Below are 26,246 nucleotides of genomic sequence, written 5' to 3' on the forward strand. Positions count from 1 at the left end.
CAAGTGAACAGGTTGTACTTTTCTTTTGACTTCATGGAAACATTGGCTCCAGTACGCCTGTTTGCGGGCATGGGATACCACTGGGTCATGCGGTCACGGCCGGACAGGATGTAGAATGACAAGACAAGCAACCGTGACGAGAGCAGCCATGAGTGAACTGAACGTGCGGCCAGTCGAGCGTAAACCTCACCTCGCCGAGCACATCACGCGCTCGCTGAGCGACGAGATCGCTTCCGGGCGGCTGCGTCCCGGAGACCGTCTACCCACCGAACACTTTCTCTCCCAGAATTTCGGCGTCAGCCGCAATGTGGTTCGCGAGGCGATTGCGAGCCTTCGCGCGCAGGGTCTGATCGAGTCGCGGCAAGGGATCGGCGCATTCGTCGCGGCGCAGCGCCAGCCCGCCGAACCGCTGCAGCGCGTCAGCGCGCAACTACTGGAAGGCGACAACACGATCCGCAACATGTTCGAGGTGCGCGCGGTGCTGGAAAGTCAGGCGGCCGCGCTCGCGGCGGCCCATATGACGCCGCGCAGGATGAAGCCTATACAGGATGCAGTCGAGCGCATGCGCTACGAGGGCGCGCCGACCGCGGCCACCGTCAACGCGGATCTCGACTTTCACCGGGCCGTGGCGGCAGCGTGTGGTAACGATTATCTGGCTGCGATGATCCGCACCGTGCTCGAACCGATGCGGCCGCTCATTGCGGCGAACTTTGCGCGCCAGGGGCCGATGTTCGGCAATATCCCGAACGCGGCGCGCGGCGAACATGAGACGCTGATACAGGCCTTTGTCGACAGGAACGCCGCAGCGGCGCGGCAAATCATGGGGCAGCATATCGTGAGCGCCGCATCCCGTTTCGGTTATGAAATCGCGTTTTACTGATCCGGTGGCCCGAATCCCTGCATGCTTTGCCACAACCGGATGAATGGACGAATGCCCATTCAGCGCGGCCGCGATGGAATTCCATCCGCAAGAGTCTCCTCTGGGATATGCGATAAGCCGCGCATCCACGCGCGGCGCATGGGCGCTTAATTGCCAACACCCGAGTAGCACCGCAGCCAAGCTTTCGAAAGCAGAACGCCGCATGTCTTCACGCGGCGTTTATTTGCAGAGACGGAACCGAGCCTTGCATTCGACAGCCCGCATATACACGGTGTAACAAGTGATTTGAGGCCCACGGTATGTGCAGCCGTGACGATCGAACTTATATTCAGCCTGGAGGCGCGTCACCCAACGTCAGCTCGATTGGAGAGCGCCTTGGGTCAGGCGGCTCATGAAGGTGATGACATCGTCGGCAACGCCTCGCACGTTGGAGCGGCCATGCGCCGCTGCGCAGCATCTCCGCAATCCGGAAACTTCCTCGCAGTCGAGCGGCGATATCGCTCTGCTCGACACTTGAAAGCGCATCTTCGATCCGGTACTGCGCAAGCTCTGTCGCGTCGACAATCTGGTGAACAATGCAGGTATCTTGCGGCGGCAAGCCTTAAATACTGGAAGGTGGCATAAAGCATGAAGCTGATATTCGTTGGTGATCCCATGTGCTCATGGTGCTATGGGTTCGGCGGGCAGATGGCGTCGATTGTCGAGAGCATGCCGGGACTGGACGTTCAGGTCGTGGTGGGCGGCATGGCGGCAGGTTCGACCACGGTACTCGACGATGAGGGCAAGCAATTCCGTCTCAAACATTGGGCGCGGGTCGAACAACTCAGCGGTGCCGAGTTCAACCGCGAAGCGCTGATGGCGCGCAAGAACTTCGTCTACGATACGGAGCCTGTCTGTCGCGCCGTCGTGGCCGCACGAATCATCGCTCCCGCATGCGACTTGTTGAACGTGTTCCGCGCGTTCCAGCGAGCGTTCTATGTCGACGGACTCGATACCACCGACGGCAAGGCGCTTGCACAGATCGGTGCGATGGCCCTGGCTGATCAGGGTTTCGACGGTACCGCCGCAGCGTTCTTCGATGCATGGTCGTCCGAAGGCGCCATCGAAGCCGCGCAGGACGATTTCGCCATGACCCGGCGACTGGGCGTGCGCGGATTCCCCACGTTATTCGTGGAGGTCGACGGCCGCATCGGTCAGCTGAGTTCCGGCTATGTGACGGCCGAACAGGTGACGAGCGCGCTCAGGTCGGTGGCTGCGTGATCCTGCGTCGATACCCGGATCGTGATCCGGGTGGAGTTGTTTCCCTGCAGGAATGAGTGGCTCGCATCATGTCCATGCTTCGAACAGTTCCTGTTACTCAAGAGTGTTTTGCCTGTCGACGGGTTGATCTGCTGCGCCCGTAAAAAGATGATCTGCGGTACAGGGTTTCTGGATGAGTGTGGACCCATCGATGCACCGAACGACCGTGGCAACCGGATGCGGACATCGGACCAGTTGCGCGGCACATCACGAGCATCGGCAAGGTTTCGAAGTTTTGGATGAGGACATGACATGAGCAGCCGTTCTGAAGGCAGATCGCTACTGGATTTGCTTGGTATCAGCAAGCCAGTCATTCAGGCGCCCATGGCAGGCGTGAGCACACCGGCGCTGGCGGCGGCCGTCTCAAACGCGGGCGGTCTGGGTTCGCTCGGCGTTGGCGCGATGAAGGCCGAGGCAGCGCGTAAAGTGATCAGGGATACACGTGCATTGACCAGCGCGCCGTTCAATATCAACGTGTTCTGTCACGCGCCGGCCGTCGCCGATAAAGCAGTCGAGAAGGCATGGCTGAACTGGCTGTCGCCGCACTTCGCGAAGTATGGCGCAGCCGCGCCGGAGAAACTCGGCGAGATCTACACGAGCTTCGTGGAAGATCAGGCCATGCTCGACGTGTTCCTGGAGGAAACACCGGCGATAGTCAGCTTCCATTTCGGATTGCCGTCCAAAGACGTAATCAGGGCATTGAAGAACGCCGGGATCAGGCTGCTGGCGTCGGCGACAAATCTGAAGGAAGCGGCGGCTGTCGTGGATGCAGGCGTCGATGCGGTGATCGCGCAAGGGGTCGAAGCGGGCGGTCATCGCGGGATGTTCGATACCGAAGCATTCGACGAAGGCCTCGGCACGTTCGCGTTGACGCGCCTTCTGGTGCAGAAGTTCGATCTTCCCGTCATCGCGGCCGGTGGCATCATGGACGGCGCCGGCATCGCGGCTGCGCTCGCACTCGGGGCGCAAGCCGCACAACTCGGAACGGCATTTGTGCCATGTCCGGAAACATCGATCGACGAGGGCTATCGGCGCGCGATTCTTGGCGAGCCGGCCAGCCACACCATGTTGACTTCGGCGATTTCCGGACGGCTTGCGCGCAGCATGATGAACCGATTCACGGAACTCGGCCGCGAGGCGGGCATGCCGAAGACGCCGCTTTATCCGGTCGCGTATGACGCGGGCAAGGCGCTGCACGCGGCGGCGAAAGCGCAGGGCGAATTCGGTTATGGCGCGCAATGGGCGGGGCAGGCGGCGGCGCTCGCACGATCGCTGCCGGCTGCGGAACTCGTTGCAACCCTCGAAAACGAACTCGCCGAGGCCATCGGGCGTCTTCAGCCGTTTGCATCCTGAACAGGGAACAGGTAGCCGTCGTATGGGAGATCAGAATGCACGCACGGAGAACGCTCAAGCAACGCGCAACGTGGCTGCGACGCTGCTGTCGGTCAGTGTCGGCCTGAGCGAGCCTCTGGACATCGGTCTCGCGTCTGCCGGTGTGAAAGTCGAGTCCGCGATACGCAAGCGTGCGGTCAGCAGCGTAAATGATGCAACGGCGGTCGAAGTCAGGAAGCTGGGTGTCGTCGGCGACGAGCAGGCGGACCTGAGCGCTCACGGCGGCCTCGACAAGGCCGTCTATCTCTACCCGGTCGAACACTATGACTGGTGGCGGCAGCGGCGCATCGAAGCGTCCGTGCCAGAGGCCGATGCGCCATTGCCGTTTGGCGCGCTCGGAGAAAACCTCACGACCCGGGGCATCTTCGAAACGGATTTGTGGATCGGCGATGTGCTCGTCATCGGCGAGGTCAGGCTGAAGGTCGAGGCACCGCGAACCCCCTGCTTCAAGCTCAATGCCGCCATGGGATATAGCAAGGCCGTCAAGCACATGTTCCTGAGCGGATTCTCCGGCGTGTATCTCAGTGTCGCGCAAACAGGCTTCATCCGCGCGGGTTCGCACATCGAACTCGTGCCGGGAGGGAGGCAGGAATCGGTGAGCGGAATGCTCGACTGGCGCCGCAGTCGGGCGCGCCGCGAGCCGTAGCACACCGGTTTGCGGTGGCCGGATCGCGCTGTTGCGAAGAGCGCCGGAGTGGCACGAGTTCGATGACGGCGCGTTGAGCCACCGTCGTGCCCCTTCCAGATGCAGCAGAGCTGTCAATTAACGAATCGAAATGGTCGTGTCGAACGTGTCGGGGACTTGCATGGCGGGGCGATCAGAAGACCTATCTTCAAATCTGATAGCCCTATGCAATACCCTCGCTTGATGTTCGCGTTGAACAGTGCGAACGTGCAGCATGCAGGTGAGTCGCGCAGATCGAACGGATTTCCTTCCGCGCGCACTGGGGCTTGCACCACATCAGCTTCAATCAGGAGCATCGAGAGAATGAGTGCACTCACCACAGTCCAGCGGATCGGCAGGTTCGCGTACGACGCCCGTCCTGATCATCTGTCACCGCAGTCGCGCACGGTATTCAGGCGCAACATACTGGACAGCCTGGGTTGCGCGATTGCCGCGCTTCCCGGTGTGCCGTTCAAGGCACTGCGCGAACAATTCGACGAATATCGTGGTACGGGTTCCTGCACGCTGATCGGCGGCGGCAAGACGTCGCCCGATCAGGCGGCGTTGTACAACTCGGGGCTGGTCAGGTACGTCGATCTGCTGGACAGCTATATGTCGCCGGGCGGGCTGTGTCATCCCAGTGACAACTTCGGCACCGTTCTGGCCGCGGCGGAGCACGCGCAGGCGAGCGGGGAAGCGTTCATGCTCGCGCTGGCCGTCGCGTATGAAATACAGTCGCGCATCACGGCAATCGTTCCCGTGATGGCGAAGGGCTTCAATCACGCGATTCAATTGGCGCTGTCGGCGGCAGCGGGTTCAGGAAAGCTTTTCGGCCTCGATGCGCAGCAGATCGCGCATGCCATCGCGATTGCGACCGTCGACAACATCTCGCTGACCTGCGTGCATTCCGAACCCGTGTCGCAATGGAAAGGATTCTCGCCGGGTATCACCGGCATGCGCGCGGTGTACTCGGCGTCGCTCGCAAAGCGCGGCTTTACGGGTCCGTTGCGTCTCTTCGAAGGACCGAACGGTCTTGTGCGGATGTTCGATCAGCCAATCGACGTGGACTGGGATGATCCGCGTCTGGACGTCATCCACAAGACCGTCATGAAGAAATACTGCTCGCTGATCCACGGACAACCGGTGCTCGAAGCGACGCTCGAATTAAAGCGAAAGAACGGCATTCATGCGGAAGACATCGATGAGGTCACCTGCGACATCTTCCAGACGGGATTCGATATTGCCGGAGGCGGGGCGTTCGGGCCAAAAGACGAGCCGCAGACGAAAGAACAGGCTGATTACAACCTGAAGTATCTCATCGCTGCCGCGTTGCTGGACGATCAGGTCGGGCCGCCTCAGCTTGAACCGGAGCGCGTTCAGGCGAACGACGCGCAGGCCTTGCTCAAGAAAGTCCACGTTCGGCCCGATGCGGCGTTCACGTCGAGGTATCCACATGCGCTCAATACGCGCGTCACGATTCGCTGCAAGAACGGCAGGGTCGTGTCGAAAGAGCACGTCGGCTTTGAAGGCGGACTTGAAAACCCGCTGACATGGGAGCGCACCGTCGAGAAATTCCACTGGCTCAGCGAGCAGTACGCCGACGCAAGCCTTCGCAAAGAGATCATCGAACTCGTCTCCACGCTGGAGAATCACTCGGTCGCGGAGTTGATGCAACTCATGACGAGAGTCAGCCCTGTACCCAGGTTCCCGGCTGAACACCCCGGGATTCAGTAATCCATTGAGCCACTCAGGAGATTCAAATGGCGCTTATATCGTGTGACATGCGTTTCGGACGGACGGACGAGCAGAAGCGGCAGCTTGCAGCCGGTCTCTTGCGCGTGGTGAGTGAGGCAACGGGCGAGACCAGGGACGACATTTTCTTTGTCATCCGCGAAGGACGCGGCATCAATTTCGTCGAACACGGTGAGCACTTGCCTGAATATGTCGAAGGCGCTGCCAACGACAAGGAACTGATCAGCCGCCTGAAATAACGCTAGCCTGGAGAGTAACCGTGCCTTTCATCGAATGCCATATCAAGTCGGGTTTGTCGCAGGAGCGCCGCGTACAACTGATTCGCGACATCATTCAGGTCACTCACGATGCGATCGGTTCGGATCCGAAGATCATCAACGTGATCCTGCACGAGCATCCCGCCGGGAACATCAGCATTTCCAGCCGTATCAACGGTGAGGATTTCAGGAAAACGGCTGCCGCCTGATTCCGGCGGACGCTACTGTCAAAGTTGACGCGCGTGGGCTTCCTGGGCCGCCGCGAGAAAGCGATCATGTTTCGGGCATCGAAGTCGTTACGACTCTTTCCGCCAGGTGGCGAAATTCGCTTTGGTGTAGCATGGATTGCGGTCTCGCGGGGGCTCACGCTCCGTCCGTATGCAAGCGCCGGGTGCCATACCTGACCGTATTGCCGGTTCTTTGGTTTTTCCGTCTACTGGGGGCACAACATGGACGTTGCCGACCTCAAGGTATTCGAAGCGGTTGCCCGCCACGGCAGCATGAATCGCGCGGCAGTGGAGTTGCATACCGTGCAGTCGAACGTCACGGCCAGAATCCGTGCTCTCGAACGCGAGATGGGCGTGCCTTTGTTCCACAGGCATGTGCGTGGCGTGAACCTGACGCCTGCCGGCCAGCGCATGCTCCCGTACGCTGCGCGAGTCGCGAAGCTCGTCGCCGACGCGCGGCTCGCAGCGCTGGACGAAGGAGCACCCAAGGGCGCACTCGTCCTCGGTACGCTCGAAACCACCGCGGCGTTGCGCCTCTCGCCGATTCTGAGTAACTTCGCGAGAATGTACCCTCAGGTGAGACTGTCTTTGACGACGGGCACCACTTGCAGTCTCGCCGAGGATGTAGCCGGTTGCCGCCTCGATGGCGCATTTGTTGCGGGACCGCTCGATTGTCCCGATCTGCATGCCGAAACCATCTTCCGTGAGGAACTGGTTCTTGTCACGGCGCGGACCATGCGCTCGGCCGATGCGCTTTCATCGGTGCCGGACCTGAAGATCATCGTGTTCCGACTGGGCTGCTCATATCGCCAACGGCTCGAAACGCTGTTGGGCGAGATGGGCATTGTCGGCGCCACGCCGCTCGAATTCGGATCAATGGATGCGATCATCGCGTGTGTCGCAGCCGGTATCGGCATTACGCTGCTTCCGCGTGGCGTGGTCGCGGCAGCGGCCGAGCAGGACCTCGTCTCCATTCACCCCATCGCGCCTGAGAAGGCGCATGTGGAGACATTGTTCATCCGCCGTCACGATGCGTATGTGTCCAGCGCCATGCAGGCCTTTGTCGACGTTGCCCGCTCGCAATTGGGCCCGATGATGGTTGCGGCGTAATTGAATGTGTGGCGTGGCAGCGAGGTGGGCCGCCAGCCAGGGTAGTGACCAGTAGTCAGTTGAGGGGCGTCCTGGACGCCCCTTTTTTTGTTGCACATCGCGCGTGGGCCGCATGGGCCGTGCGGGAATATCTGTTGTTACATGAAGTATGCGGCGAGTCAAAGGGTTCGAGAGCGCCGCTGCTTCGCACACCCCGGCAGGACGTTGCAGCACCTTGCCTGCAGCCATCCGGCGATGCGTCGCTCCGCTTGAGTTATCGCCCTGGCGGATTAATTCCGCCGGCAGAAAAATGTGTTCGGTTTACGGGCGGTCCGGATTCCGCGCGGTTGAAATAGACTGGCTCCATCGATGGCAGGGCACATGACGGTTGCCCTGCGCACTGGAGGCAATCATGCGACAAGCAGTCTTGAGTAAACCGGATGGTTCGTCATTCGATGTCTGGCGCGGCACGCTTGCGGGCGCTTCTGCAAGCCTCGTGGGCATCGGCCTCGCCCGGTTTGCCTACACCCCTCTCTTGCCCGCCATCATCGGCGCGCACTGGTTTCCGGCGTCCACCGCAGCGTACCTCGGTGCGGCGAATCTGGGCGGCTATCTGGCTGGAGCGCTGATCGCAGGTCTGTTCGCGCGTTGGGCGAAGACCGCAACGGTCCTGCGCGCGATGATGTTGCTGGCATCGATCGCGTTCGTCGCCTGCGCGTTTCCGGTCTCTTTCCTGTGGTTCTTCGTATGGCGTTTCGCGTCCGGCTTGTCGGGTGGGGCGCTCATGGTTCTGGCCGCACCGGCCATTCTCGCAAACGTGGCGCCATCGCGGCGCGGCTTCGTGGGCGGCGCGATCTTCAGCGGCATTGGCCTCGGCATCGCAGCGTCCGGGACGATCGTGCCGCTGCTCTTGCGACAGGGACTTACGCAAACGTGGCTCGGGCTTGCCGTGGTGTCACTGCTGCTAACGGTGATTGCATGGAATGGCTGGCCGAAAGAGGACCGGTCCAAGACCGCGCCCGCCCATTCGCACGCCGCGGCGCACGCGAAGAACTATCCTGCAAGGACGCTGCGCGCACTGTATATCGAGTACGCGTTGAATGCGGTCGGTCTCGTTCCGCACATGATCTTCCTCGTGGACTTCGTGGCGCGGGGGCTCGGCAAGGGTGTCGACTGTGCTGCCCATTACTGGGTGCTGTACGGCCTGGGCGCAATCGTCGGTCCGCTGCTGAGCGGCCACCTCGCGGACCGCGTGGGTTTCGGCCGCGCACTGCGTGTCGCCTATGTGGTGCAGACCATCGCAGTCGCCCTTCCCATCCTCGGGACCGGGCCGGCCGGATTGATGGTGTCGAGCGTGCTGGTCGGTGCGTTTACGCCAGGCATCGTTCCGCTGGTGCTCGGTCGGGTCAATGAACTGCTCGCGCACCATCCGTCGGCGCAAAAGGGGGCCTGGAGCACGGCGACCACCGGCTTTGCCGTATTGCAGGCTGGTGCGGCGTATGGGCTGTCGTTTGTGTTTTCGAGCAGCGGCGGCAATTACATGGTGTTGTTCGCGATCGGCACCGCGGCGCTCGTCCTCGCGCTCGCCGTCGACGTCTTTGCCGCGCTAAGGGCGAAATGAACCGAAGCCGCTCGATGCGGCTTCGATTGCGCGTTAGCCGGCGGACTCCCCGGTGACGCCGGCGCCAACGGACTGAACGACACGGAACCTCGATAATACGAACTGTTCCGTATCGTTTCGCCCAGTCTGCGGACGGGCAGGGCTTTGGCCGTGCCGCATTCTCTTGTAGCCACCCGCTGGTTCGGCAGCTATCAATTTCAGCGATACCCTTATCACGATAAACCGTCTCTGCCGCACAGGAACATTGCTAAGCTATTGCTACGCGATCAGTCAACAATCGCACGCGCCTGACAGGCCGAATCCGGGCACGCGCGTGAATCGATGACGCCTTGATCTGCGCGTGTTCTCCTGTTCGACGAGGTAGATGATGGATCAGGTCTATATGTTGAGGGCGTTCGTGGCGGCCACGCAGCATCGGAGCTTCAGCAAGGCTGCCGCGTCGCTTGGCGTGACGACGGGAGCGATTTCGAAGGCCATCGCCAAGCTCGAGGCCAGCATCCAGACTCGGCTGCTTCATCGCACCACACGTTCCGTGAAGCTGACCGAAGCAGCGCAGTCATACTATCTGAGTTGCTGCCGGTTGCTGGAGGAACTTGACGAGGCGAACCGCCGGATCGCTCGGGAACGCGAGGTCGATAGCGGCCGGCTGCGGCTGGTCGTTCATCCCATGCTGTTCGGCGAAACGTTCTCGCGCTTCGTGTCGAGCTATCACGCTGTGGCGCCGAATGTGAACCTGATGGTGTCGGTGCAGGAAGGTGCCGTGAATCTCTACGATGGGCACTACGACATGGCGATCCTGCCGCGGGATCACGTCGAGCAGCCGGCCGCCATCCGCCGGACGCTGTCAGTGTCGTCGCATGTGCTCGTTGCATCCCGCGGTTACCTCGACCGGCACGGAACGCCCGAACAGGCCTCCGATCTTTCGAGGCACTTGCTGTTGCTCGACCCGAAGTCGCGTCAGCGAGGGACGAACTTCATCGAACTGCTGGAAAATGGGCGGCGCGTCAGCGTGCTGCCGATGTCCTCGATGGACGGGAATGAAGTCTTGCTGCGTGCCGCGGCGCTCACGGGTACCGGTGTCGCGGCATTGCCCGAGGCCATGGTACGTGAAGACATTGCGATGGGACATCTGATTCCGATTCTGCCGGATTGTTCGACTTCCGACAGTGGTGTCGAAATCTGCCTGTTCTATTCCCATCGGGAACTGCTCCCGGTGCGCTTTCGAACGTTCGTGGATTTCTGCATGGAGTTCTACAGGGCGGATCGCCACAACGGCACCGCTACTGCCAGACCGGCTTCGACAACTGCTTCCTCGATTCAGCCGGGAGCGCCTGTTCTCGCTGATGCATGAGTGCATTGGCCAATGCGTCTGCATGTATCGGGCGTTTCAGGTTCACACGGCAAATGCCATTGTCCTGATCGGTGACGGAACGAAAAAACGCCCCGCCGCCGCTGGGGCATTGGGGCGCTTCCGGCAGGCGAAGCGCGTTCAGCTCTGCTTCGCCGCTTTTTGCCGGCGATATTCCGGGACGGGCAGGCCGCCCCATCCCCAGTTCTCCATCTCGACCTCCTGGATGACGACAAAGGTCGCTTCCATCGGCTTGTTGAGGACGTTGAGCAGCAGTTCGCTCGCTCCCTTGATGAGTTGGGCTTTCTCTTCCGCCGTCACTGCGCTCGTGCCGGGCCGGGTTCCTTCGCGTGTTACCTGAATGGTGACGATAGGCATGAGGTTCTCCGTAAAGTCATGCACTCACATCGAGGCGCCGTTGCCGGCGCCTCATCTGCTTAGTGGCCTGCGCTCTGGCCGCCGTCGACGTGCAGGATCTCTCCCGTCACGAACGGCGCGGAGTCGAGATACAGCACCGCGTTGACGATATCGCTCATCTCGCCCATGTGTCCGACCGGGTGCAGCGCGCCGAGCGCCTCGTGGGTCTCGGGCGCATGCATCGGTGACTTGATGATGCCCGGCGACACCGCGTTCGCACGGATGCCAGCCTTCGCGTATTCGATCGCGAGCGACTTGGTGGCCGAATTCAGGCCTCCCTTCGTCAGCGATGCGAGTACCGACGGCACACCGGAAATCGCGTGGTCTACGAGGCTCGTCGTGACCGACACGACGTGACCACTCTTGTTCTTCTCCATTTCCGCGATGGCGAGCTGCGAAATATGAAAGAAGCCGTTCAGGTTCACGTTCAGGACGGCGGCATAGTCCTCATCCGTGTATTGCGTGAACGGTTTGGCGATGAAAATGCCCGCGTTGTTGACAAGGGTGTCGATGCGGCCGAAACGCTTGATGGCTTCCGACACGACACGCTTTGCGACCTCGCGGTCGCCGATATCGCCGGCCACCGTCACGATGTTCGGATCGTCGGTCGGCTTGATGGAGCGTGCCGTCGCGACGACGCGATAGTCGCGCTCACGAAAGCCCTTGACCAGTTCTGCGCCGATGCCTTGCGATGCGCCCGTGACGATAACGACCTTCTGCGAATTACTCATGATTGACCTCGAAACACGTTGATGGCTCTGTCGCTGGAGAAACGACGCTGCCGATAGGTCGTCAATCTAGGCCGTTCGAACCCGTTTGCACACACACGCGGTGGACAAACAGTTTTGATCGGCGGTAACAAGTGCGCCTGACAACGCCACGGAATGGCCTCGCGCGAGGATTGTTGACCTCATGTCACAACGGTTCTGAAGCCGCTTGTGGTGAAGAGGCCCATGCGCCCGGGTATGCTCGGAGCAACCCGGAAGCACGCCGGACGGCTGCGCTGCGTTACGGGCGGAGTGTGGGCGAACAGATCATCCGGACGTGCCCGGAGGGGAGGGTGATGGCGCAGGTTCGGATCGGCTCAAGAGAATGATCGACTGACATCGCGCGGGAAAATATGCGTTTGCCCGCTGCATCGGACCCGCGATCAGGTGGAAATTCAGGCACCATTTCACGGCAGTGGCGCCTTGCATGGACGGGCACAGCGGTGCTTCCGGCTGCCTATGAATAAAGGACGTAAGCGTATGGATACCTTCCGCAGCATGAAGATCTTTGTCGAAGTCGCCGAAGCGGGCAGTTTCACGGCCGCTGCGAATCATTTCGACGCGACGGCGGGGTACGTGTCGCGTGCCATTTCCGAACTGGAGACGCATCTGCGAACGCGCCTTCTGAACCGCACGACGCGCAGAATCGCGCTGACGGAGGCAGGCGAACGCTATCTTGGCCGCTGTCACGCGATTCTCGCTTCCGTGTCGGAGGCGGAGGCCGAGGCGTCGGACGCGCACGCGAAGCCGGTCGGCACGCTGAAGGTCCACGCGATGTCGAGCATCGGGCAGAACTATGTCGTGCCGGCCGTGGCCGCCTACCAGGAGCGCTACCCGGCCGTGACGGTCGATCTGACGCTCTCGCAAAACGTGCCCGACCTGCTGGAGGACGGGTACGACGTCGCGCTTCGCGTGTCGCCGGAAGCGCTTCCCGATTCGAACTACATATCGCGCCCGCTAGGCACCGTTCATAGCGTGCTCTGTGCCGCGCCTGCCTACCTCGGCAGGCATGGCAATCCGGAGACGGTGAGCGACCTGTCGCGCCACATGTGCCTGCAGGTCGCGATGCCGATTTTTCCCGCAGACCGCTGGTTGCTGGAGGGCGTCGAAGGAGTGAGCGAGTTTGTTCTGCCGCACACGCGCTTCAAGGTGAACGTGCCGGATGCACTGGCGGCGGCGCTCCACGAAGGCATGGGAATCGGCGCATTACCTACGCTGACCGTGCGCTCGGCGTTTCGCAATGGTTCGCTCGTACGCGTGCTTCCCGACTATTATCTACAGCCGCTGAATATCCATGCGGTCTATGCGTCGCGGCAATACCTGGACGCCAAGATCAAGACCTGGATCGAGTTTCTGCAGGAATGGGTAGCCGAGGCTTTGCGCGAGGACGAAGTTGCGTTCGGAAAAGCGAAGTAAAACGCAGGTCGGGGCACGACCTGTGCGTATCGAACCATCGTGCTCCAGCCGGCAGGAGCAGCGAAACGGCTCGTCTCCGTTGAATGCGCGAAGCGCTACGTATTCGGCGGGAAGGAGGTCAGTACATCGTGATGAAGTTCATCCAGTATCTCCGCGTAATTGCGCGGCGTGACGCGCGGGTTCAATGCCACGTGTGATACGCCCAGTTCACGCGCCTGTTCGAGGAAATCGCGCAGCGCTCGGCTGCCGATCGCAAAGCCGCCCCTGATGCGTTTGAACGGATAATTGCGCCGCGGGTGAAGATAAAGAAACCCGCCGAATGAAAGGGGTCTGGCGGGACCGTCAACGGAAGTTGTTCCGTTTGCCTTATGGGTAGCTTCTTCCCATTCGCGGACAAATTGCGGCAGGCCCGCGGGTTCCGGCACGAAGCCCAGATATCCGTCCATTCTTGATGCAATCCATTCGAGCGACTGCTGCGAGCGTCCGACCGCTATGGTCGGGACTCTGCCGCAAAGCGGCTTCGGCAGCATGGTCAGTGAGCCGTCCGACTGTCCGAAGTGGTTCGATTCAAAACGTGGAAACTCCACTTCGCTCGCGTTGCGATAGACGTCGTACGCGTCCCTGAAACGCTCGCCCCGGGTTTCGAAATCCACTCCGAAGGCAGGATACTCGGACGGCCGGTCGCCTGACGACATGCCGATCACGATGCGGCCTTCCGACAGTCTGTCCAGCGAGTTGACCTGCTTCGCGAGCAGAAGCGGTTCGCGCATCGGCAGCACGATGCCCGTGGTGCCGAGCGTGATGCGCCGCGTCACCATGGCCAGATGACCAAGATAAATGAGGGGCTCGAAGATCTGCCCCGAATCGCCATATCGCGGATCGTAGAAGGGAATATCGCGCGCCCATAACGCGGCGACACCCGCTTCTTCGGCTCGCTGCGCCATCCTGACGTGATCGGCCATGGTCGGATGCGGCGCATGCGGATGCGTTTCGAGCGGAAGAATGAGGCCGACCGTGAGTGCTCCGCGCCTGAAGATGCGGTTATAAGCGGAATGCTCGTGCAGATTGACGTGCGGGCGTGCGATTTGCGCATCGGCAAACGGTGCTGACATGTCCATGATGATCCTCCAGTTGGGATCAGCTTACGGAATACGGTCAGCAGAAAAAACACGGTGCCACTAATAACACTTGATACACAGCGTCAACAGCGAGCCTCGGCAGAACAGCACGCGATACCGAGACAATCGTATTGTTCACTATACTTTGGTATTAGCCCGCAGGTTTCAAACAAGCGGTCAGCAGGCACGCAAAGAACGCATGTCGAATCGCACCGGACGTCCAGCATTGGATAGTTGCGCGCGTCCGCGATCGTGAGCCGATCGGAGCAATCGAAACGAACGCCGGATGCGCCTTCCGTCATGCGCGAATCCCTCGTTTGTCGAAAGTGATGGCAGAGACTATAGTGCACTGACCACGACGTACGTGGATCGCCGGACTCAACCGGCGAGTGCTCAACCCTTTCCTGACGAGAGTGCGACAATGAACATCCTGATGGTGATGACTTCGCATGACAAGCTCGGTAACACCGGGGAAAAGACGGGTTTCTGGTTAGAAGAATTCGCGGCACCGTATTACACATTTCTCGATTCCGGTATCAACGTAACAGTTAGTTCGCCAAATGGAGGGCAGCCTCCGATCGACCCGAAGAGTGACACGCCGGAAGGGAAAACCGAATTAACCGAGCGTTTCAAGAGTGATCCGGCAGCGCAAAAAGTACTCGCCCATACTGTCAAGCTCGCCGGTGTCAAGGCCGACGATTACGACGCAGTGTTCTATCCCGGAGGGCATGGTCCGTTGTGGGATCTCGCCGAGGACGCAAGATCGATTTCCCTGATAGAGAATTTCTACAATGCCGGCAAGCCGGTGGCTGCGGTCTGTCACGCGCCTGGTGTCCTGCGCCACGTCAAGGTAAATGGCGAGCCGCTCGTCAAGGGAAAGCGTGTCACGGGATTCACGAATACGGAAGAGGAAGCCGTTCATCTCACGAACGTGGTTCCGTTTCTTGTCGAAGATGAACTGAAGCGACTTGGTGGACGCTTCGAAAAAGTGGATGACTGGCAAAGCTTCTCGATTATCGACGGGCGTTTGATCACGGGCCAGAACCCCGCATCGTCCACGGCTGTGGCGCAGGATCTCCTGAAGGTTCTCGGCGGGTCAGGCGCAAGCGGCTGACAGGCTCACCCATCGAACCCGGTCGCCCCGGCTGGCGCACCGACTCGGTCTATGGACGGAGGTTGATATGAACAACGGTAGCTCGAACCAGCGGATACGGATTGAACGCCGCAGCGCCGCGCACTGGCGTGTGATCCTCGACCACCCGCCTTTCAATATATTCGGACCGGAATCCATTCCGCCGTTGAATGCGGTCATGACAGCGCTCGAGACGGATCCGGACGTGAAGGTGGTGGTGTTCGAAAGCGCGGTCCCTGGATTTTTCCTCACGCACTATGATTTCACCCGCCCACTCGAGGACACGACCAGCATGCCGCCGGGTCCGACTGGCATGCCGCCGCTGCCGGATATGCTGGCACGTCTGGGCAGGGCGCCGGTCGTCTCGATCGCCCTGATCAGAGGACGCGCGACAGGCGTTGGCAGCGAACTGGCTCTGGCCAGTGACATGCGCTTCGCCAGCCGCGAAAAAGCGCTCCTGTCACAGTGGGAAGTCGGCGCGGCCCTGGTTCCAGGCGGAGGTCCGATGGTTCGCCTGTCACGGCTGATAGGGCGCGGACGCGCACTTGAAGTGCTGACGAGTGGCGAGGATATCGACGGTGAGTTGGCGGAGCGCTACGGCTACGTCAATCGGTCCTTCCGCGACAGCGAACTCGACGCTTTCGTCGAGGCTCTTGCATCGAGAATCGCTTCGTTCGACAAGGAGGCGCTCGCCGCGATCAAGCATCAGGTGAACATCGCGACGCTGCCACCGGATGCCGCGGTCGCTCCGGAGTGGGACGCCTTCATTGCATCCGTTGGCCGACCGCAGGCCCAGCAGAAGATCGCTCAACTCATGGATCTCGGGTTGCAGACAAAGCACGATGTCGAGGCGAGGCTCGGCTATTACATCGGCACTTTGGCACGCTAGTCCGAACGGGATGGTCTTGAATGCGAGAGATCGGGTGGGGCACATGAGCATGGTCGATATCGGGGCGGGGTAGGAGTTCTCCAGCCCATGCCCTGTCGAAAAGCAAAATACTGACCTGCTGCAGGTAAGCCGGTTGCATTTGGCCCGACCTTCCTGACAATCGCTCACGAAACGATTCGGCTCGAACAATCGCGCGGCATGCCCCTGCCGACGTGGGCATCAGGCGCGCGCCAGGCGCCGCCGCGTCGATCTCGCGCATCGAATTGATGCATTGGATATCCATGATCCATGCGCGAAACGGCGTTAGCCTTTGGAACACCGCCGGATCCCTTGCGTGGTAGCCTGTTTTCGGCGTGGCGTGTTGGCGGGCAAGCCCGCTTGCTCCGCGCGCTTTTGCTCTGTCTGCCTCGACGCCGTCGCGACACGTCCGGCTCTTTGCGTTGTACGGGTCTGCGCCTCGCCGTCTTCCGAGGCATCGAGGTTGGCAAGCGGATGTCATATCCGAAAACGGCAAGCGAGTGAATTCCCCGCCGGAGTCAGCAGAGGAGGACGAGGAGCCTCATCATGGATCCCACTGGATTTCAGCTCGAGCCGCTCCATGACGACGGCGAGTTACTGCTGTGTCGCGCCCTGCGACCCGGCACTGCCGTTTCGGTGCTGGCGCTGGTCGCCACGCGCCCGGCGTCGCAAAGCATTACGCGCCTCGAGCACGAGTACGCATTGGCCTCGACGCTGGACGCCGCCTGGGCCGCCCAGCCGCTCGCACTGGATCTGGGCAGAGTGCCTCCGATGCTGATACTCGACGACGACGGCGGAGATCCTCTCATCCGCATGCTCGGCCGTCCCCTCGAATTCACTCGCTTCTTGCGTATTGCGGTCAACCTCGCGAGAGCAGTCAGTCATGTTCATGCGAGCGGTCTCATCCACAAGGACATCAAGCCGGCCAACGTGCTCGTCGACGATGACTGCAACGTTCGGCTTACCGGCTTCGGCATCGCTTCGCAGCTTTCACACGAACATCAGCCCCCGGCACCACCGGAAATCATCGCCGGCACCTTTGCGTACATGGCGCCCGAGCAGACAGGCCGCATGAACCGCACGATCGACGCGCGCAGCGACCTTTACTCGCTGGGCATCACACTGTACGAGATGCTGACCGGGCGGCTGCCTTTCACGGCGTCGGATGCGATGGAATGGATTCATTGCCACATTGCCCGCAGGCCGGCACCGCCGGGAGAACATGTCGTCGGCATCCCTGCGCCGGTCGAGCAGATCGTTCTAAGGCTGCTTGCGAAGACCGCGGAGAATCGCTATCAGACGGCCTCGGGTGTGGAGGCCGATCTCCGGTCATGTCTCGCTGCATGGGAGGCGAGCAGTGAGATTCCTCCGTTTCCGCTGGGCGCACACGACGTGTCGGATCGGCTGCTGATCCCTGAAACGCTGTATGGACGCGAGGCCCAGATCGAAGCCATCGTTGCTGCGTTCAACCGCGTGGTGACGGGCGGTGCGGCGGAACTGGTCCTCATCTCGGGTTACGCGGGCATCGGCAAGTCGTCGGTCGTGAACGAACTGCACAAGGTGCTGGTGCCGCCGCGCGGCCTTTTCGCGTCCGGCAAGTTCGACCAGTACAAGCGCGACATTCCTTATGTGCCGCTGGCGCAAGCGTTCCAGTCGCTCGTGCGCGACCTGTTGAGCAAGAGCGACGCGGAGGTCGACCCATGGCGGCGTGCTCTTTTGGAAGCGTTGGCCCCGAACGGCCAGCTGATCGTGAATCTGATCCCGGAGGTGGCGCTGATCATCGGCGAGCAGCCGCACGTTCCGGCGCTTCCGCCACAGGAGGCACAAAATCGCTTCCAGATCGTGTTCCGTCGCTTCCTTGGTGTTTTCGCGCAGCGGGAGCATCCACTCGCGTTGTTCATCGACGACCTGCAATGGGTCGACACAGGGACGCTCGACTTGCTCAGGCATCTGGTCACGCATGCGGACCTGAAGCACGTTCTGCTCGTCGGTGCCTATCGGGACAACGAGGTGGACGAGGCGCACCCGCTTGCGCGCACGCTCGAAGCGATCAGCAACGATGGCGGGAAGGTACAGCAGATTGTGCTCGAGCCGCTCGGGCCCGACAGCGTCGCGCAGCTGGTGGCTGATTCGCTTCATTGCTCCCGCGCGACGGCAGCGCCGCTCGCGCAGCTCATTCGGGAAAAGACGGGCGGCAATCCGTTCTTCGCGATCCAGTTTCTGACGGCGCTCACGGAGGAGGCGCTGCTCGCGTTCGACCACGGCGCCGCGGTGTGGACATGGGACCTGCCGCGCATACGTGCGAAGGGCTTCACCGAGAACGTTGCCGACCTCATGGCAGCGAAGCTCAGCCGCCTGCCCGCCGCAACGCGCGAAGCGTTGAGCCAGCTCGCGAGCCTCGGCAACGTCGCCGATATCGACACGCTGACGCTCGTCCACGGGGAATCCGGGGAGTCGATACGCGCGAAGCTGTGGGTAGCGGTACGGGCGGGCCTCGTCTTTCACGTGGACGGTGCCTGTGCCTTCGCGCACGATCGAGTGCGGGAAGCGGCCTATGCGCTCATCGCGGTCGATGAGCGCGCCGCCACCCATTTGCGCATCGGCCGGGCGCTCGCATCGCGGACGGCGCCTGAAGCGCTCGAAGAGACGATCTTCGATATCGTCAACCACCTCAATCGCGGCGCCACGCTGATCACGACCGACGCGGAGCGCGAGCAGACCGTCGCGCTGAACCTCGTCGCGGGGCGGCGCGCGATGAGGTCGACGGCCTACGCATCGGCTCGCAGCTATCTGGCGCAAGGTGCCGCGCTGCTGCCCCCCGACGCCTGGACGCAACGCTATCAGAGCACCTTCGACCTGTACCTGGCCTTCTCCGAGTGCGAGTATCTTGCCGGCGACTTCACGGACGCGGACGCACTGTTCGACATGATGCTCGAACGGGCGCGCTCCAATCTCGATCGCGCAAAGGTGTTCAGTCTGCGCATGGCGCTGTACCAGGTCGCCGGCAAATATGACGAGAGTTTCGACGTCGCGCGCGATGCGCTCCGCGATTTCGGCATGCACCTTCCCCATTCCGATCGGGAGGTCGGGGTAGCAGTCGACGCGGTGTTGCGGGAAATTCCGGCCAATCTCGCGGGGCGGGCCATCGGCGAACTGGTCGAGGCGCCGGTGGCGACGGACCCGGCGACACGAGCGATCATCGATCTTCTCGTCGAAGCCATGCCCTGCGCCTTCATCGCGCGGCCTGCGTTCTATCCGCTCATCACCCTGAAGGCGGTCAACCTCTCCCTGCTGTACGGCAATACCGACAGATCGAGCTTCGCTTACGGCAATTACTCGCTGATGCTGGTTTCCAGCATCGGCGACATCCCCTCCGCGGTGCAGTTTTCCGAAATGTCCCTGCGCCTGAACGAGAAGTTCGGCAACCGGCGCTTCTATGGAAAGCTGCTTCATCTGCACGGCAACCACATCAATTTCTGGCGACGCCACATCGTGACCGACATGCCCATTCTGGAACGCGCGAGCGTCGCGTGTCTGGAGGTGGGCGATCTGGTGTTTGCCGGCTACCTCGCATTCACGACGGTGTGGCAGGCAATCGAACGAGGATCTGTTCTCGAGGACGTGCAGACGCTATCGGAAAAGTACGCCGCGTTCGCCCGGCAGAGCCGCAACGACGCCGTCCACGAGACGATTCGCCTCGAACAGCAATTCGTCGCGAGCCTTCGGGGCAGAACGAGCGAAGCGCTCACGCTGGGCGACCAGACGTTCGACGACGAAGCCTGCTTCGAGGCCATCGTCAAGGCGAACTTCGGCTGCGGTATCGTCTTCCATCACATCATGAAGTTGATGCTCGCCTTTCTCGATGGCCGGTATCCCGATGCGCTGAACGCCGCGGCAGAAGCCGAGCCCGTGCTCGGTGCCGCCATGGCGCTGCCGATCGAGCCGACCTATCACTTCTTCCATGCGCTCACGCTGGCGGCGCTCTATCCAGGCGCAGCCGCCGAACAACAGCAGGCGTGGGCGCGCATTCTCGACGTCACGGTGAAGAAGTTCGAATCGTGGACCGGGCACTGTCCCGAGAATTTCCGCCATCGTCATGCGCTGGTCCTGGCGGAGTTTGCACGTATCGAAGGCCGCGATTCAGAAGCCATGCATCATTACGAAGAAGCGATACGCTCGGCCCGCGAGCACGGATTCATTCAGTACCAGGCGCTGGCTTACGAACTGGCCGCGCGGTTTCATGCGGACCGTGGTCTCGAAACAATCGCCGATACCTATCTTTTCAATGCACGGTCCTGCTACGAACGCTGGGGGGCAAAGGGCAAGGTTCGTCAATTGGCGCGTGTATATGCGCAGTTGCGCCACGACCCATCGAGCCATGACGGCACGATCGCAACGTCCAACGAGCAACTGGACCTTGCCACGGTCGTGAACGTGTCGCGAGCGATCTTCAGCGGCATCGACCTGAACGAACTGATCCACACGCTCATGGTGCTCGCGCTCGAACACGCGGGCGCGAACCGCGGCTTGCTGATCCTCAGGCGAGCCAACGCCATGCGTATCGAAGCGGAAGCGACGACGGCGAAAGACGCTGTCGAGGTCCGCTTGCCGAGAATGCCTGCTACCGGTGACGACCTGCCCGAATCTGTTCTGCGCTACGTCATACGGACCCGGGACAGCCTGTTGCTCGATGACGCATCGGCTCAGAGCCCGTTTTCGTCGGACGAGTATATTCGCCGTCACGACTGCCGTTCGATTCTCTGCCTGCCGCTCGTCAAGCAGACCAGACTGATCGGCGTGCTGTACCTCGAGAACAACCTGAGCTCGGACGTGTTCACGCCCGCCCGTGCCGCCGTGCTGCGCCTGCTGGCGTCGCAGGCCGCCATGTCGCTCGAAACCGCACGTCTTTACGCCGACTTGCAGGACGCGGAAGCCTTGCTCGCCGACGCCCAGCGGCTCAGCCACACGGGCAGCTTCGACTGGCACGTGACGAGTGGCGAACTTTTCTGGTCGAAAGAGAGCTTCCGGATCTTCGGCTATGACCCGGGAACCGCGCCTACCCTGGACACGATGCTTGCCCGCGTCCATCCGAACGACGTCATGTTCGTTCGCCTGGTATTCGATCGCGCGACGCACGACAGGCAAGCCTTCGACATCGAACATCGGCTGCTGATGCCCGACGGCTCGGTCAGGCACCTGCAGGTGGTGGCGCACGTCGTAGTGGACGATCAAAGCCAGTTGCGGATATTGGGTGCGCTTAAGGACATCACCGTGCGCAAACAGGCCCATGCTGCGCTCGAGCGCAGCGAGCATCGTTATCGAAGCCTCTTTTTCGACATGCCGGTCGGCCTGTGGCAAATCGAAGCCCAGCCCTTGATCACATTGCTCACGGAGTTGCGCTCGCAAGGAGTACAGGATCTGTCGAGCTACATCGACGATCATCCCGGCTGGCTGAACCGTGCGATGGAAATGCTTGTCGTCGAGGAGGTCAACCACCATGCGGCGCAGATGTTCGGCGCCAAGGACAGGAGCGCGTTGCTCGGCCCTCTGCCGTGGGTCTGGAGAGAGAGTCCCGGCACCTTTCGGCGCGCGCTCGAGAGCCGCTATTGCGGAGAAGCGATCTTCCAGGAAACGACCAAACTCGCAACGCTCGACGGTCGGATCATCGATGTCCTCTTCACCATCGCTCGCCCCGGTTCGGCAGCGGATCTGGGCATCGCGCTCATCAGCCTGGTCGACCTGACCGAGCGCATTCGCACCCAGGACATGTTGCAGCGGCTCCAGGCGGACTTCGCGCACGCTGCGCGTATCTCGATGCTGGGAGAGCTGACGGCTTCCATCGCGCACGAACTGAATCAGCCGCTTGCCGCAATCGCAATGAACAGCGCGGTCGGCATTCGATGGCTCGACCGCGCAGTTCCCGATGTCGGCGAGGCGCAGCGGATCAACCAGCGCATCGCCGTGGATGCGCGGCGCGCCGTGGATATCGTCGAACGCATTCGCGGGATGGCGCTGAGGCGATCTCCAACACGTACGGCCGCACCGCTCGACGAACTGATCGATGAGGCGCTCATTTTTCTGCATCAGGAGATCCACTCGCGAGGCGTCACCGTGTTGCGCCAGCGTGCCGCGGCCGCGCCTGTGGTGTTTGCCGACCGCATCCAGCTGCAGCAGGTGATTGTCAACCTGATGGTCAATGCGATGCAGGCGATGGAACAGGCGGGAAGCCCCGAGCGCAAGATCACGATCCGTACCGAAACGCCGGATGCCGCCACGGTTTTCTGCGCAGCCGAAGACAGCGGACCGGGCGTTGCCCCGGACGATCTCAACCGTCTCTTCCAGAGCTTTTTCACGACCAAGGAAAACGGCATGGGGATGGGCTTGCCGATCTGCCGCTCCATCGTCGATGCTCACGGCGGACGCATTGCAGCGGACAATGCGTCTGTCCACGGCGGTGCGCGCCTCTACTTCACGCTGCCTTCGGCGGGCGCCACCGCCTTATAAGGGTCGGCTCCGACGCAACGTGTCGTGGCGCAGGGTGTTAAGCGATCGGCGAAGAATGCCGCCGATCCGATGCTGAAGAGGGCATACGACGGTATGAGCCGACCATGCGATGGTTTGCCAAACGTCAGTCAATGGTAGGGTGGTGCACGGGTGGCGCAATCGATAGGCTAGGTCCTGAGGTCGAGCCGAAGAGCGTAGCCGCTCAAGTGATAGAACCATCATCGCGGGACGGAAGGCCGCACCGCTTTGCGGCCCGATCCACTGCTTCTGTGGGTGCATGTAACGTCACTATGGGAGTCTGCTATGACAATCGAAAAGGTGCTTTATGTCGGTCATGCTCGTGCCACCGGAGGCCGTGACGGCCGCGCGGTCGTCCCTGCAAGCGGACTGGATCTGAAGCTGACCACGCCGAAGGAACTGGGTGGACGAGGCGGAGAGGGCGCCAACCCGGAACAGCTGTTCGCTGCCGGCTACAGCGCGTGCTTCATCGGCGCAATGCAGTTCGTTGCCGCGCGCGAGAAGATCGCTATTCCCCCGGATACGTCGGTGGAGGGAAGCGTTGGCATCGGCCCCATTCCCGATGGCTTCGGAATTGAAGCCGAACTGAAAATTTCGCTGCCCGGCATGCCACGCGAAGCCGCGCAGGATCTCATCAACAAGGCTCACAAGGTGTGTCCGTATTCAAACGCAACGCGAAACAACATCGACGTGACCCTTACGCTCGTCTAGTACGCGTGGAGTGCATGCCGCCAGCGGCCAGACCGCTGCGGCATGCGCCGTGGGTGACGCTTGCCGTGTGAAGTCGATGGCGCTTCGTATAGGTGCAAAACATGGACGTTGCGGATCTGAGAGTATTCGATGCGGTTGCCCGCAACGGAAGCATGAGCCGGGCCGCGATCGAACTCCACACGGTTCAGTCGAACGTCACAGGGCGGATCCGGTCATTGGAAGGAGAGGTCGGCGTTGCACTCTTTCTGCGTCATGTACGCGGGGTGAGCATGACGCCGGCCGGCAAGCGGATGCTTCCCTACGCCGCGCGGATCACGAAGCTTCTGGCGGACGCGCGCCTCGCTGCGCTGGATGACGGCCCTCCAAGCGGGACGCTTGCAATAGGGGCGCTCTGGACAATGGGGACACTGCAGCTTTCCCGGATACTCAGCGATTTTGCAAGCAGGTATCCGCAGGTTGCATTGTCGTTGACGACCGGCACGAGCCGCACCCTGGCGACCGCGGTCACCGAGTGCCGGCTCGATGGCGCGTTTGTCGCGGGGCCGCAAAATCATCCCGACCTCGAAGCCGAGACGATTTCTCGGGAAGAACTGGTTCTTGTGACACCGAGTGCCTTGCGCTCGTTGAAGCGGCTCGAATCCATTCAGAGCCTCAAAACGATCGTGTTCAGTCTGGGCTGTTCATATCGCCAGCGACTGGAGTCGCTACTCGCTGACATGGGCGTACGGACGGCGGCGGTTCTGGAATTCGGCTCGATGGATGCGATCATCTCGAGCGTTGCAGCCGGGATCGGGATCACGCTGCTGCCTAGAAGTGCCGTGTCGAATGTGGCCGCGCAGAATCTCGTCGCAATCCATCCAATTGCTTCTGAAATGGCGCACGTCGAGACGCTCTTCATTCGACGACATGACGCCTACCTGTCGAGCGCGATGCTCGCCTTCGTTGAAGGCGCACGGTCAAAGGCGGGTCGTGCGGATTGACAGAGGGCGGACAACCAGGAGCAAATCCATATGGAAACATTCTGGGTGAAGTCGCTGACGCGAATACTGCTGGCAACGGTCGTCAGTGGTTCTCTCGCCGTGGGTCAGGCGTCCGGGGAAAGTCAGGTGCGCTATCAGTCAGTGAAAGTGGATGGACTGTCCATCTTCTATCGCGAAGCTGGCCCGAAGAATGCGCCAACCATTCTGCTGCTGCACGGATTTCCCTCGTCATCCCGCATGTTCGAGCCGTTGTTGAGGCGAATCGGCGATCGATACCACATGATTGCGCCCGACTATCCCGGGTTCGGGCATAGCGATGCACCACCACCTGCGAGCTTTTCGTACACGTTCGACCATATTGCCGCTGTGACGAACCGATTCGTGGAGACGCTCGGACTCAACTCCTATGTGATCTATATGCAGGACTATGGCGGACCCGTGGGATTTCGGCTTGCAATAGCTCACCCGGAGCGGGTCGACGCGCTGATCATTCAAAATGCGGTCGCGCATGAGGAGGGGCTTGGACCGTTGTGGAACACGCGTCGGGCTTTCTGGGCAGACCGTCGTGCAAACGAAGCGGCGGTAGAGCAGAACCTGATGTCGTTGCAGGCGGCGAAGCAGCGGCACGTTGGAACCAGCCCGAACGCCGAGTTGTTCGACCCGGATCTCTGGACAGACGAGTACGCGTTCCTGAGCCGTCCAGGACAGACCGAAATTCAAAGCGACCTTTTTTATGATTATCGAACCAACGTCGCGTCTTACCCGAAATGGCAAGCCTGGTTACGGGCGAAACAGCCGGAAACGCTGGTGGTATGGGGACGCTATGATCCCTCGTTCCTGCCGGTAGAAGCGCAAGCCTATCGGCGTGATGTTCCGAAGGCGGAAATTCACGTCCTGGACGCGGGCCATTTCGCGCTGGACGAGAAGCCGGATGAGATTGCCGGACTGATCCGCGGGTTTCTTGAACGACAGAAGTCGAAGGCACATTCGGCCGGCCACGCCGACGATTAAGTCGGACGGATCCAACAGCTATTCGATGAGTGCTCGGCGGCAGGCGCAGAGTTCGGCCTTACAGGAGCAGGGCGGTCGCATATGACCTGCTGACGCTTGTCGCTGGCTCCGTGCGCGTTGGCGTGAATGCGCCCAGACGATCACGCGTGCTCGCTCGCGAGTCATGCGTCCTGACTCAAGCACGCTTGATTACACGCTGCCGTGCCTTATCCCGCGAACGCGTTGCCGGCGTCAGTTGCTATCGGAATGTCGGTTTTATCCTGCCAATTGCGCCCAGCACTTCCCGATTGCGCGCGCAAACTCCCTCAGGTGAATTCATTCAAAAACGCCGATGCCGAAACGTGCACTGCGGGATGTCGTTGGATTCAATGTTTAAATAATCGGGATGCTGGCCCCTTGCGGTGCATTTGCCGCTCAACCCTCAGTCCGGGCCAGTACGTGCAAGCGAGCCTGCACTTTGTTTTTGCGCCCGTTGCGGTCTAGGACAATAATGTATTGGCCGTATCATTCAGGCCATGCGTCAGACCATTTGACGGACCAAGAGCATACGCGCCGGTTGCGCCCAGTTGGCTATGCGCGCGTCGCAATGGTCTGACACAAGCCGAAGAAGGTATCGACACGTTTCGGTTCACAAGGAGGCGAGATGGTTTCAGAACCGCATCCGGTTTCGAACAGAAGAGTCGGTGAAAGCAAAACGCCCGTTGTGTATGTCATTGACGATGATGAATCGATCCGG

20 protein-coding genes are annotated in these 26,246 nt (G+C 61.1%); 17 read left to right on the forward strand and 3 right to left on the reverse strand.

What is annotated here, in order from left to right; genetic code table 11:
- The first annotated feature begins 25 nt into the window (after positions 1-25).
- The 10 genes from BG61_RS19010 to BG61_RS19055 all read left to right on the forward strand — a co-directional run bounded on the left by BG61_RS19010 (position 26) and on the right by BG61_RS19055 (position 10,532).
- Positions 26-880, forward strand: coding sequence for a FadR/GntR family transcriptional regulator (locus BG61_RS19010; RefSeq protein WP_232256377.1), 855 nt, complete (start codon positions 26-28; stop codon positions 878-880).
- 627 nt (positions 881-1,507) lie between these two features.
- On the forward strand, positions 1,508-2,140 hold the full coding sequence (locus tag BG61_RS19015) for a DsbA family protein (protein WP_035937557.1): 633 nt from the start codon (positions 1,508-1,510) through the stop codon (positions 2,138-2,140).
- Between the two features lie 291 nt (positions 2,141-2,431).
- A complete protein-coding gene (locus BG61_RS19020; protein WP_035937555.1) occupies positions 2,432-3,532 on the forward strand; it encodes an NAD(P)H-dependent flavin oxidoreductase in 1,101 nt (366 codons plus the stop codon).
- A 22-nt stretch (positions 3,533-3,554) separates the two neighbouring features.
- Complete coding sequence (locus tag BG61_RS19025; RefSeq protein ID WP_051672644.1) at positions 3,555-4,217, forward strand: MOSC domain-containing protein; 663 nt, start codon at positions 3,555-3,557, stop codon at positions 4,215-4,217.
- 99 nt (positions 4,218-4,316) lie between these two features.
- Positions 4,317-5,969, forward strand: a complete 1,653-nt coding sequence (locus BG61_RS19030; RefSeq protein ID WP_233469196.1) for an MmgE/PrpD family protein — start codon at positions 4,317-4,319, stop codon at positions 5,967-5,969.
- A 26-nt stretch (positions 5,970-5,995) separates the two neighbouring features.
- A complete protein-coding gene (locus tag BG61_RS19035; RefSeq protein WP_035937550.1) occupies positions 5,996-6,226 on the forward strand; it encodes a tautomerase family protein in 231 nt (76 codons plus the stop codon).
- Positions 6,227-6,246: 20 nt separating this feature from the next.
- Positions 6,247-6,453: a tautomerase family protein gene (locus tag BG61_RS19040; protein ID WP_035937547.1), complete on the forward strand. Its 207-nt coding sequence runs from the start codon at positions 6,247-6,249 to the stop codon at positions 6,451-6,453.
- Between the two features lie 240 nt (positions 6,454-6,693).
- Positions 6,694-7,581, forward strand: coding sequence for a LysR family transcriptional regulator (locus tag BG61_RS19045; RefSeq protein WP_035937544.1), 888 nt, complete (start codon positions 6,694-6,696; stop codon positions 7,579-7,581).
- Positions 7,582-7,972: 391 nt separating this feature from the next.
- The gene (locus tag BG61_RS19050) at positions 7,973-9,181 is read left to right on the forward strand and encodes a YbfB/YjiJ family MFS transporter (RefSeq protein ID WP_035937542.1); all 1,209 of its coding nucleotides are present in this window, start codon (positions 7,973-7,975) and stop codon (positions 9,179-9,181) included.
- 364 nt (positions 9,182-9,545) lie between these two features.
- Positions 9,546-10,532: a LysR family transcriptional regulator gene (locus BG61_RS19055; RefSeq protein ID WP_232256375.1), complete on the forward strand. Its 987-nt coding sequence runs from the start codon at positions 9,546-9,548 to the stop codon at positions 10,530-10,532.
- A gap of 138 nt (positions 10,533-10,670) precedes the next feature.
- Here the strand turns inward: BG61_RS19055 and BG61_RS19060 are convergent, their stop codons facing one another.
- Together BG61_RS19060 and BG61_RS19065 are read right to left on the reverse strand one after the other, a co-directional pair.
- Positions 10,671-10,907 carry a tautomerase family protein gene (locus tag BG61_RS19060; RefSeq protein ID WP_035937541.1) on the reverse strand — a complete coding sequence of 79 codons (237 nt, stop codon included), beginning with the start codon at positions 10,905-10,907 and terminating at the stop codon, positions 10,671-10,673.
- Between the two features lie 59 nt (positions 10,908-10,966).
- Positions 10,967-11,677 (reverse strand): SDR family NAD(P)-dependent oxidoreductase, encoded by a 711-nt coding sequence (locus tag BG61_RS19065; RefSeq protein WP_035937539.1) that lies wholly within the window; start codon positions 11,675-11,677, stop codon positions 10,967-10,969.
- A gap of 516 nt (positions 11,678-12,193) precedes the next feature.
- Here BG61_RS19065 and BG61_RS19070 point away from each other — a divergent pair.
- Entirely contained in the window at positions 12,194-13,129 is a 936-nt protein-coding gene (locus tag BG61_RS19070; RefSeq protein WP_035937536.1) for a LysR family transcriptional regulator, read from the forward strand.
- A 95-nt stretch (positions 13,130-13,224) separates the two neighbouring features.
- On the opposite strand, the gene BG61_RS19075 is transcribed toward BG61_RS19070, so the two are convergent.
- The gene (locus tag BG61_RS19075; RefSeq protein ID WP_035937533.1) at positions 13,225-14,247 is read right to left on the reverse strand and encodes a TIGR03571 family LLM class oxidoreductase; all 1,023 of its coding nucleotides are present in this window, start codon (positions 14,245-14,247) and stop codon (positions 13,225-13,227) included.
- A gap of 421 nt (positions 14,248-14,668) precedes the next feature.
- Between BG61_RS19075 and BG61_RS19080 the strand changes: the two genes are divergently transcribed.
- The 6 genes from BG61_RS19080 (at position 14,669) to BG61_RS19105 (ending at position 25,510) form a co-directional block, all read left to right on the forward strand.
- Positions 14,669-15,361, forward strand: a complete 693-nt coding sequence (locus BG61_RS19080; protein ID WP_035941787.1) for a type 1 glutamine amidotransferase domain-containing protein — start codon at positions 14,669-14,671, stop codon at positions 15,359-15,361.
- Positions 15,362-15,428: 67 nt separating this feature from the next.
- A complete protein-coding gene (locus BG61_RS19085) occupies positions 15,429-16,268 on the forward strand; it encodes an enoyl-CoA hydratase/isomerase family protein (protein ID WP_035937528.1) in 840 nt (279 codons plus the stop codon).
- Between the two features lie 564 nt (positions 16,269-16,832).
- Positions 16,833-22,790: an ATP-binding sensor histidine kinase gene (locus BG61_RS19090; RefSeq protein ID WP_035937527.1), complete on the forward strand. Its 5,958-nt coding sequence runs from the start codon at positions 16,833-16,835 to the stop codon at positions 22,788-22,790.
- A 303-nt stretch (positions 22,791-23,093) separates the two neighbouring features.
- Entirely contained in the window at positions 23,094-23,519 is a 426-nt protein-coding gene (locus tag BG61_RS19095) for an organic hydroperoxide resistance protein (protein WP_035937525.1), read from the forward strand.
- 101 nt (positions 23,520-23,620) lie between these two features.
- On the forward strand, positions 23,621-24,499 hold the full coding sequence (locus BG61_RS19100) for a LysR family transcriptional regulator (protein ID WP_035937522.1): 879 nt from the start codon (positions 23,621-23,623) through the stop codon (positions 24,497-24,499).
- A gap of 30 nt (positions 24,500-24,529) precedes the next feature.
- Complete coding sequence (locus BG61_RS19105; RefSeq protein WP_051672645.1) at positions 24,530-25,510, forward strand: alpha/beta fold hydrolase; 981 nt, start codon at positions 24,530-24,532, stop codon at positions 25,508-25,510.
- The last annotated feature ends 736 nt before the right edge of the window (positions 25,511-26,246 follow it).

The organism is Caballeronia glathei, assembly GCF_000698595.1.
GTDB lineage: Bacteria > Pseudomonadota > Gammaproteobacteria > Burkholderiales > Burkholderiaceae > Caballeronia > Caballeronia glathei.

Coding starts and splice junctions, on each gene's coding strand:
- BG61_RS19060 (WP_035937541.1), bottom strand. CDS start 10,907: ATGCCTATCGTCACCATTCAGGTAACACGCGAAGGAACCCGGCCCGGC.
- BG61_RS19085 (WP_035937528.1), top strand. CDS start 15,429: ATGAACAACGGTAGCTCGAACCAGCGGATACGGATTGAACGCCGCAGC.
- BG61_RS19095 (WP_035937525.1), top strand. CDS start 23,094: ATGACAATCGAAAAGGTGCTTTATGTCGGTCATGCTCGTGCCACCGGA.
- BG61_RS19080 (WP_035941787.1), top strand. CDS start 14,669: ATGAACATCCTGATGGTGATGACTTCGCATGACAAGCTCGGTAACACC.
- BG61_RS19070 (WP_035937536.1), top strand. CDS start 12,194: ATGGATACCTTCCGCAGCATGAAGATCTTTGTCGAAGTCGCCGAAGCG.
- BG61_RS19035 (WP_035937550.1), top strand. CDS start 5,996: ATGGCGCTTATATCGTGTGACATGCGTTTCGGACGGACGGACGAGCAG.
- BG61_RS19105 (WP_051672645.1), top strand. CDS start 24,530: ATGGAAACATTCTGGGTGAAGTCGCTGACGCGAATACTGCTGGCAACG.
- BG61_RS19065 (WP_035937539.1), bottom strand. CDS start 11,677: ATGAGTAATTCGCAGAAGGTCGTTATCGTCACGGGCGCATCGCAAGGC.
- BG61_RS19090 (WP_035937527.1), top strand. CDS start 16,833: ATGGATCCCACTGGATTTCAGCTCGAGCCGCTCCATGACGACGGCGAG.
- BG61_RS19055 (WP_232256375.1), top strand. CDS start 9,546: ATGATGGATCAGGTCTATATGTTGAGGGCGTTCGTGGCGGCCACGCAG.
- BG61_RS19045 (WP_035937544.1), top strand. CDS start 6,694: ATGGACGTTGCCGACCTCAAGGTATTCGAAGCGGTTGCCCGCCACGGC.
- BG61_RS19020 (WP_035937555.1), top strand. CDS start 2,432: ATGAGCAGCCGTTCTGAAGGCAGATCGCTACTGGATTTGCTTGGTATC.
- BG61_RS19050 (WP_035937542.1), top strand. CDS start 7,973: ATGCGACAAGCAGTCTTGAGTAAACCGGATGGTTCGTCATTCGATGTC.
- BG61_RS19075 (WP_035937533.1), bottom strand. CDS start 14,247: ATGGACATGTCAGCACCGTTTGCCGATGCGCAAATCGCACGCCCGCAC.
- BG61_RS19030 (WP_233469196.1), top strand. CDS start 4,317: ATGCAGCAGAGCTGTCAATTAACGAATCGAAATGGTCGTGTCGAACGT.
- BG61_RS19015 (WP_035937557.1), top strand. CDS start 1,508: ATGAAGCTGATATTCGTTGGTGATCCCATGTGCTCATGGTGCTATGGG.
- BG61_RS19025 (WP_051672644.1), top strand. CDS start 3,555: ATGGGAGATCAGAATGCACGCACGGAGAACGCTCAAGCAACGCGCAAC.
- BG61_RS19100 (WP_035937522.1), top strand. CDS start 23,621: ATGGACGTTGCGGATCTGAGAGTATTCGATGCGGTTGCCCGCAACGGA.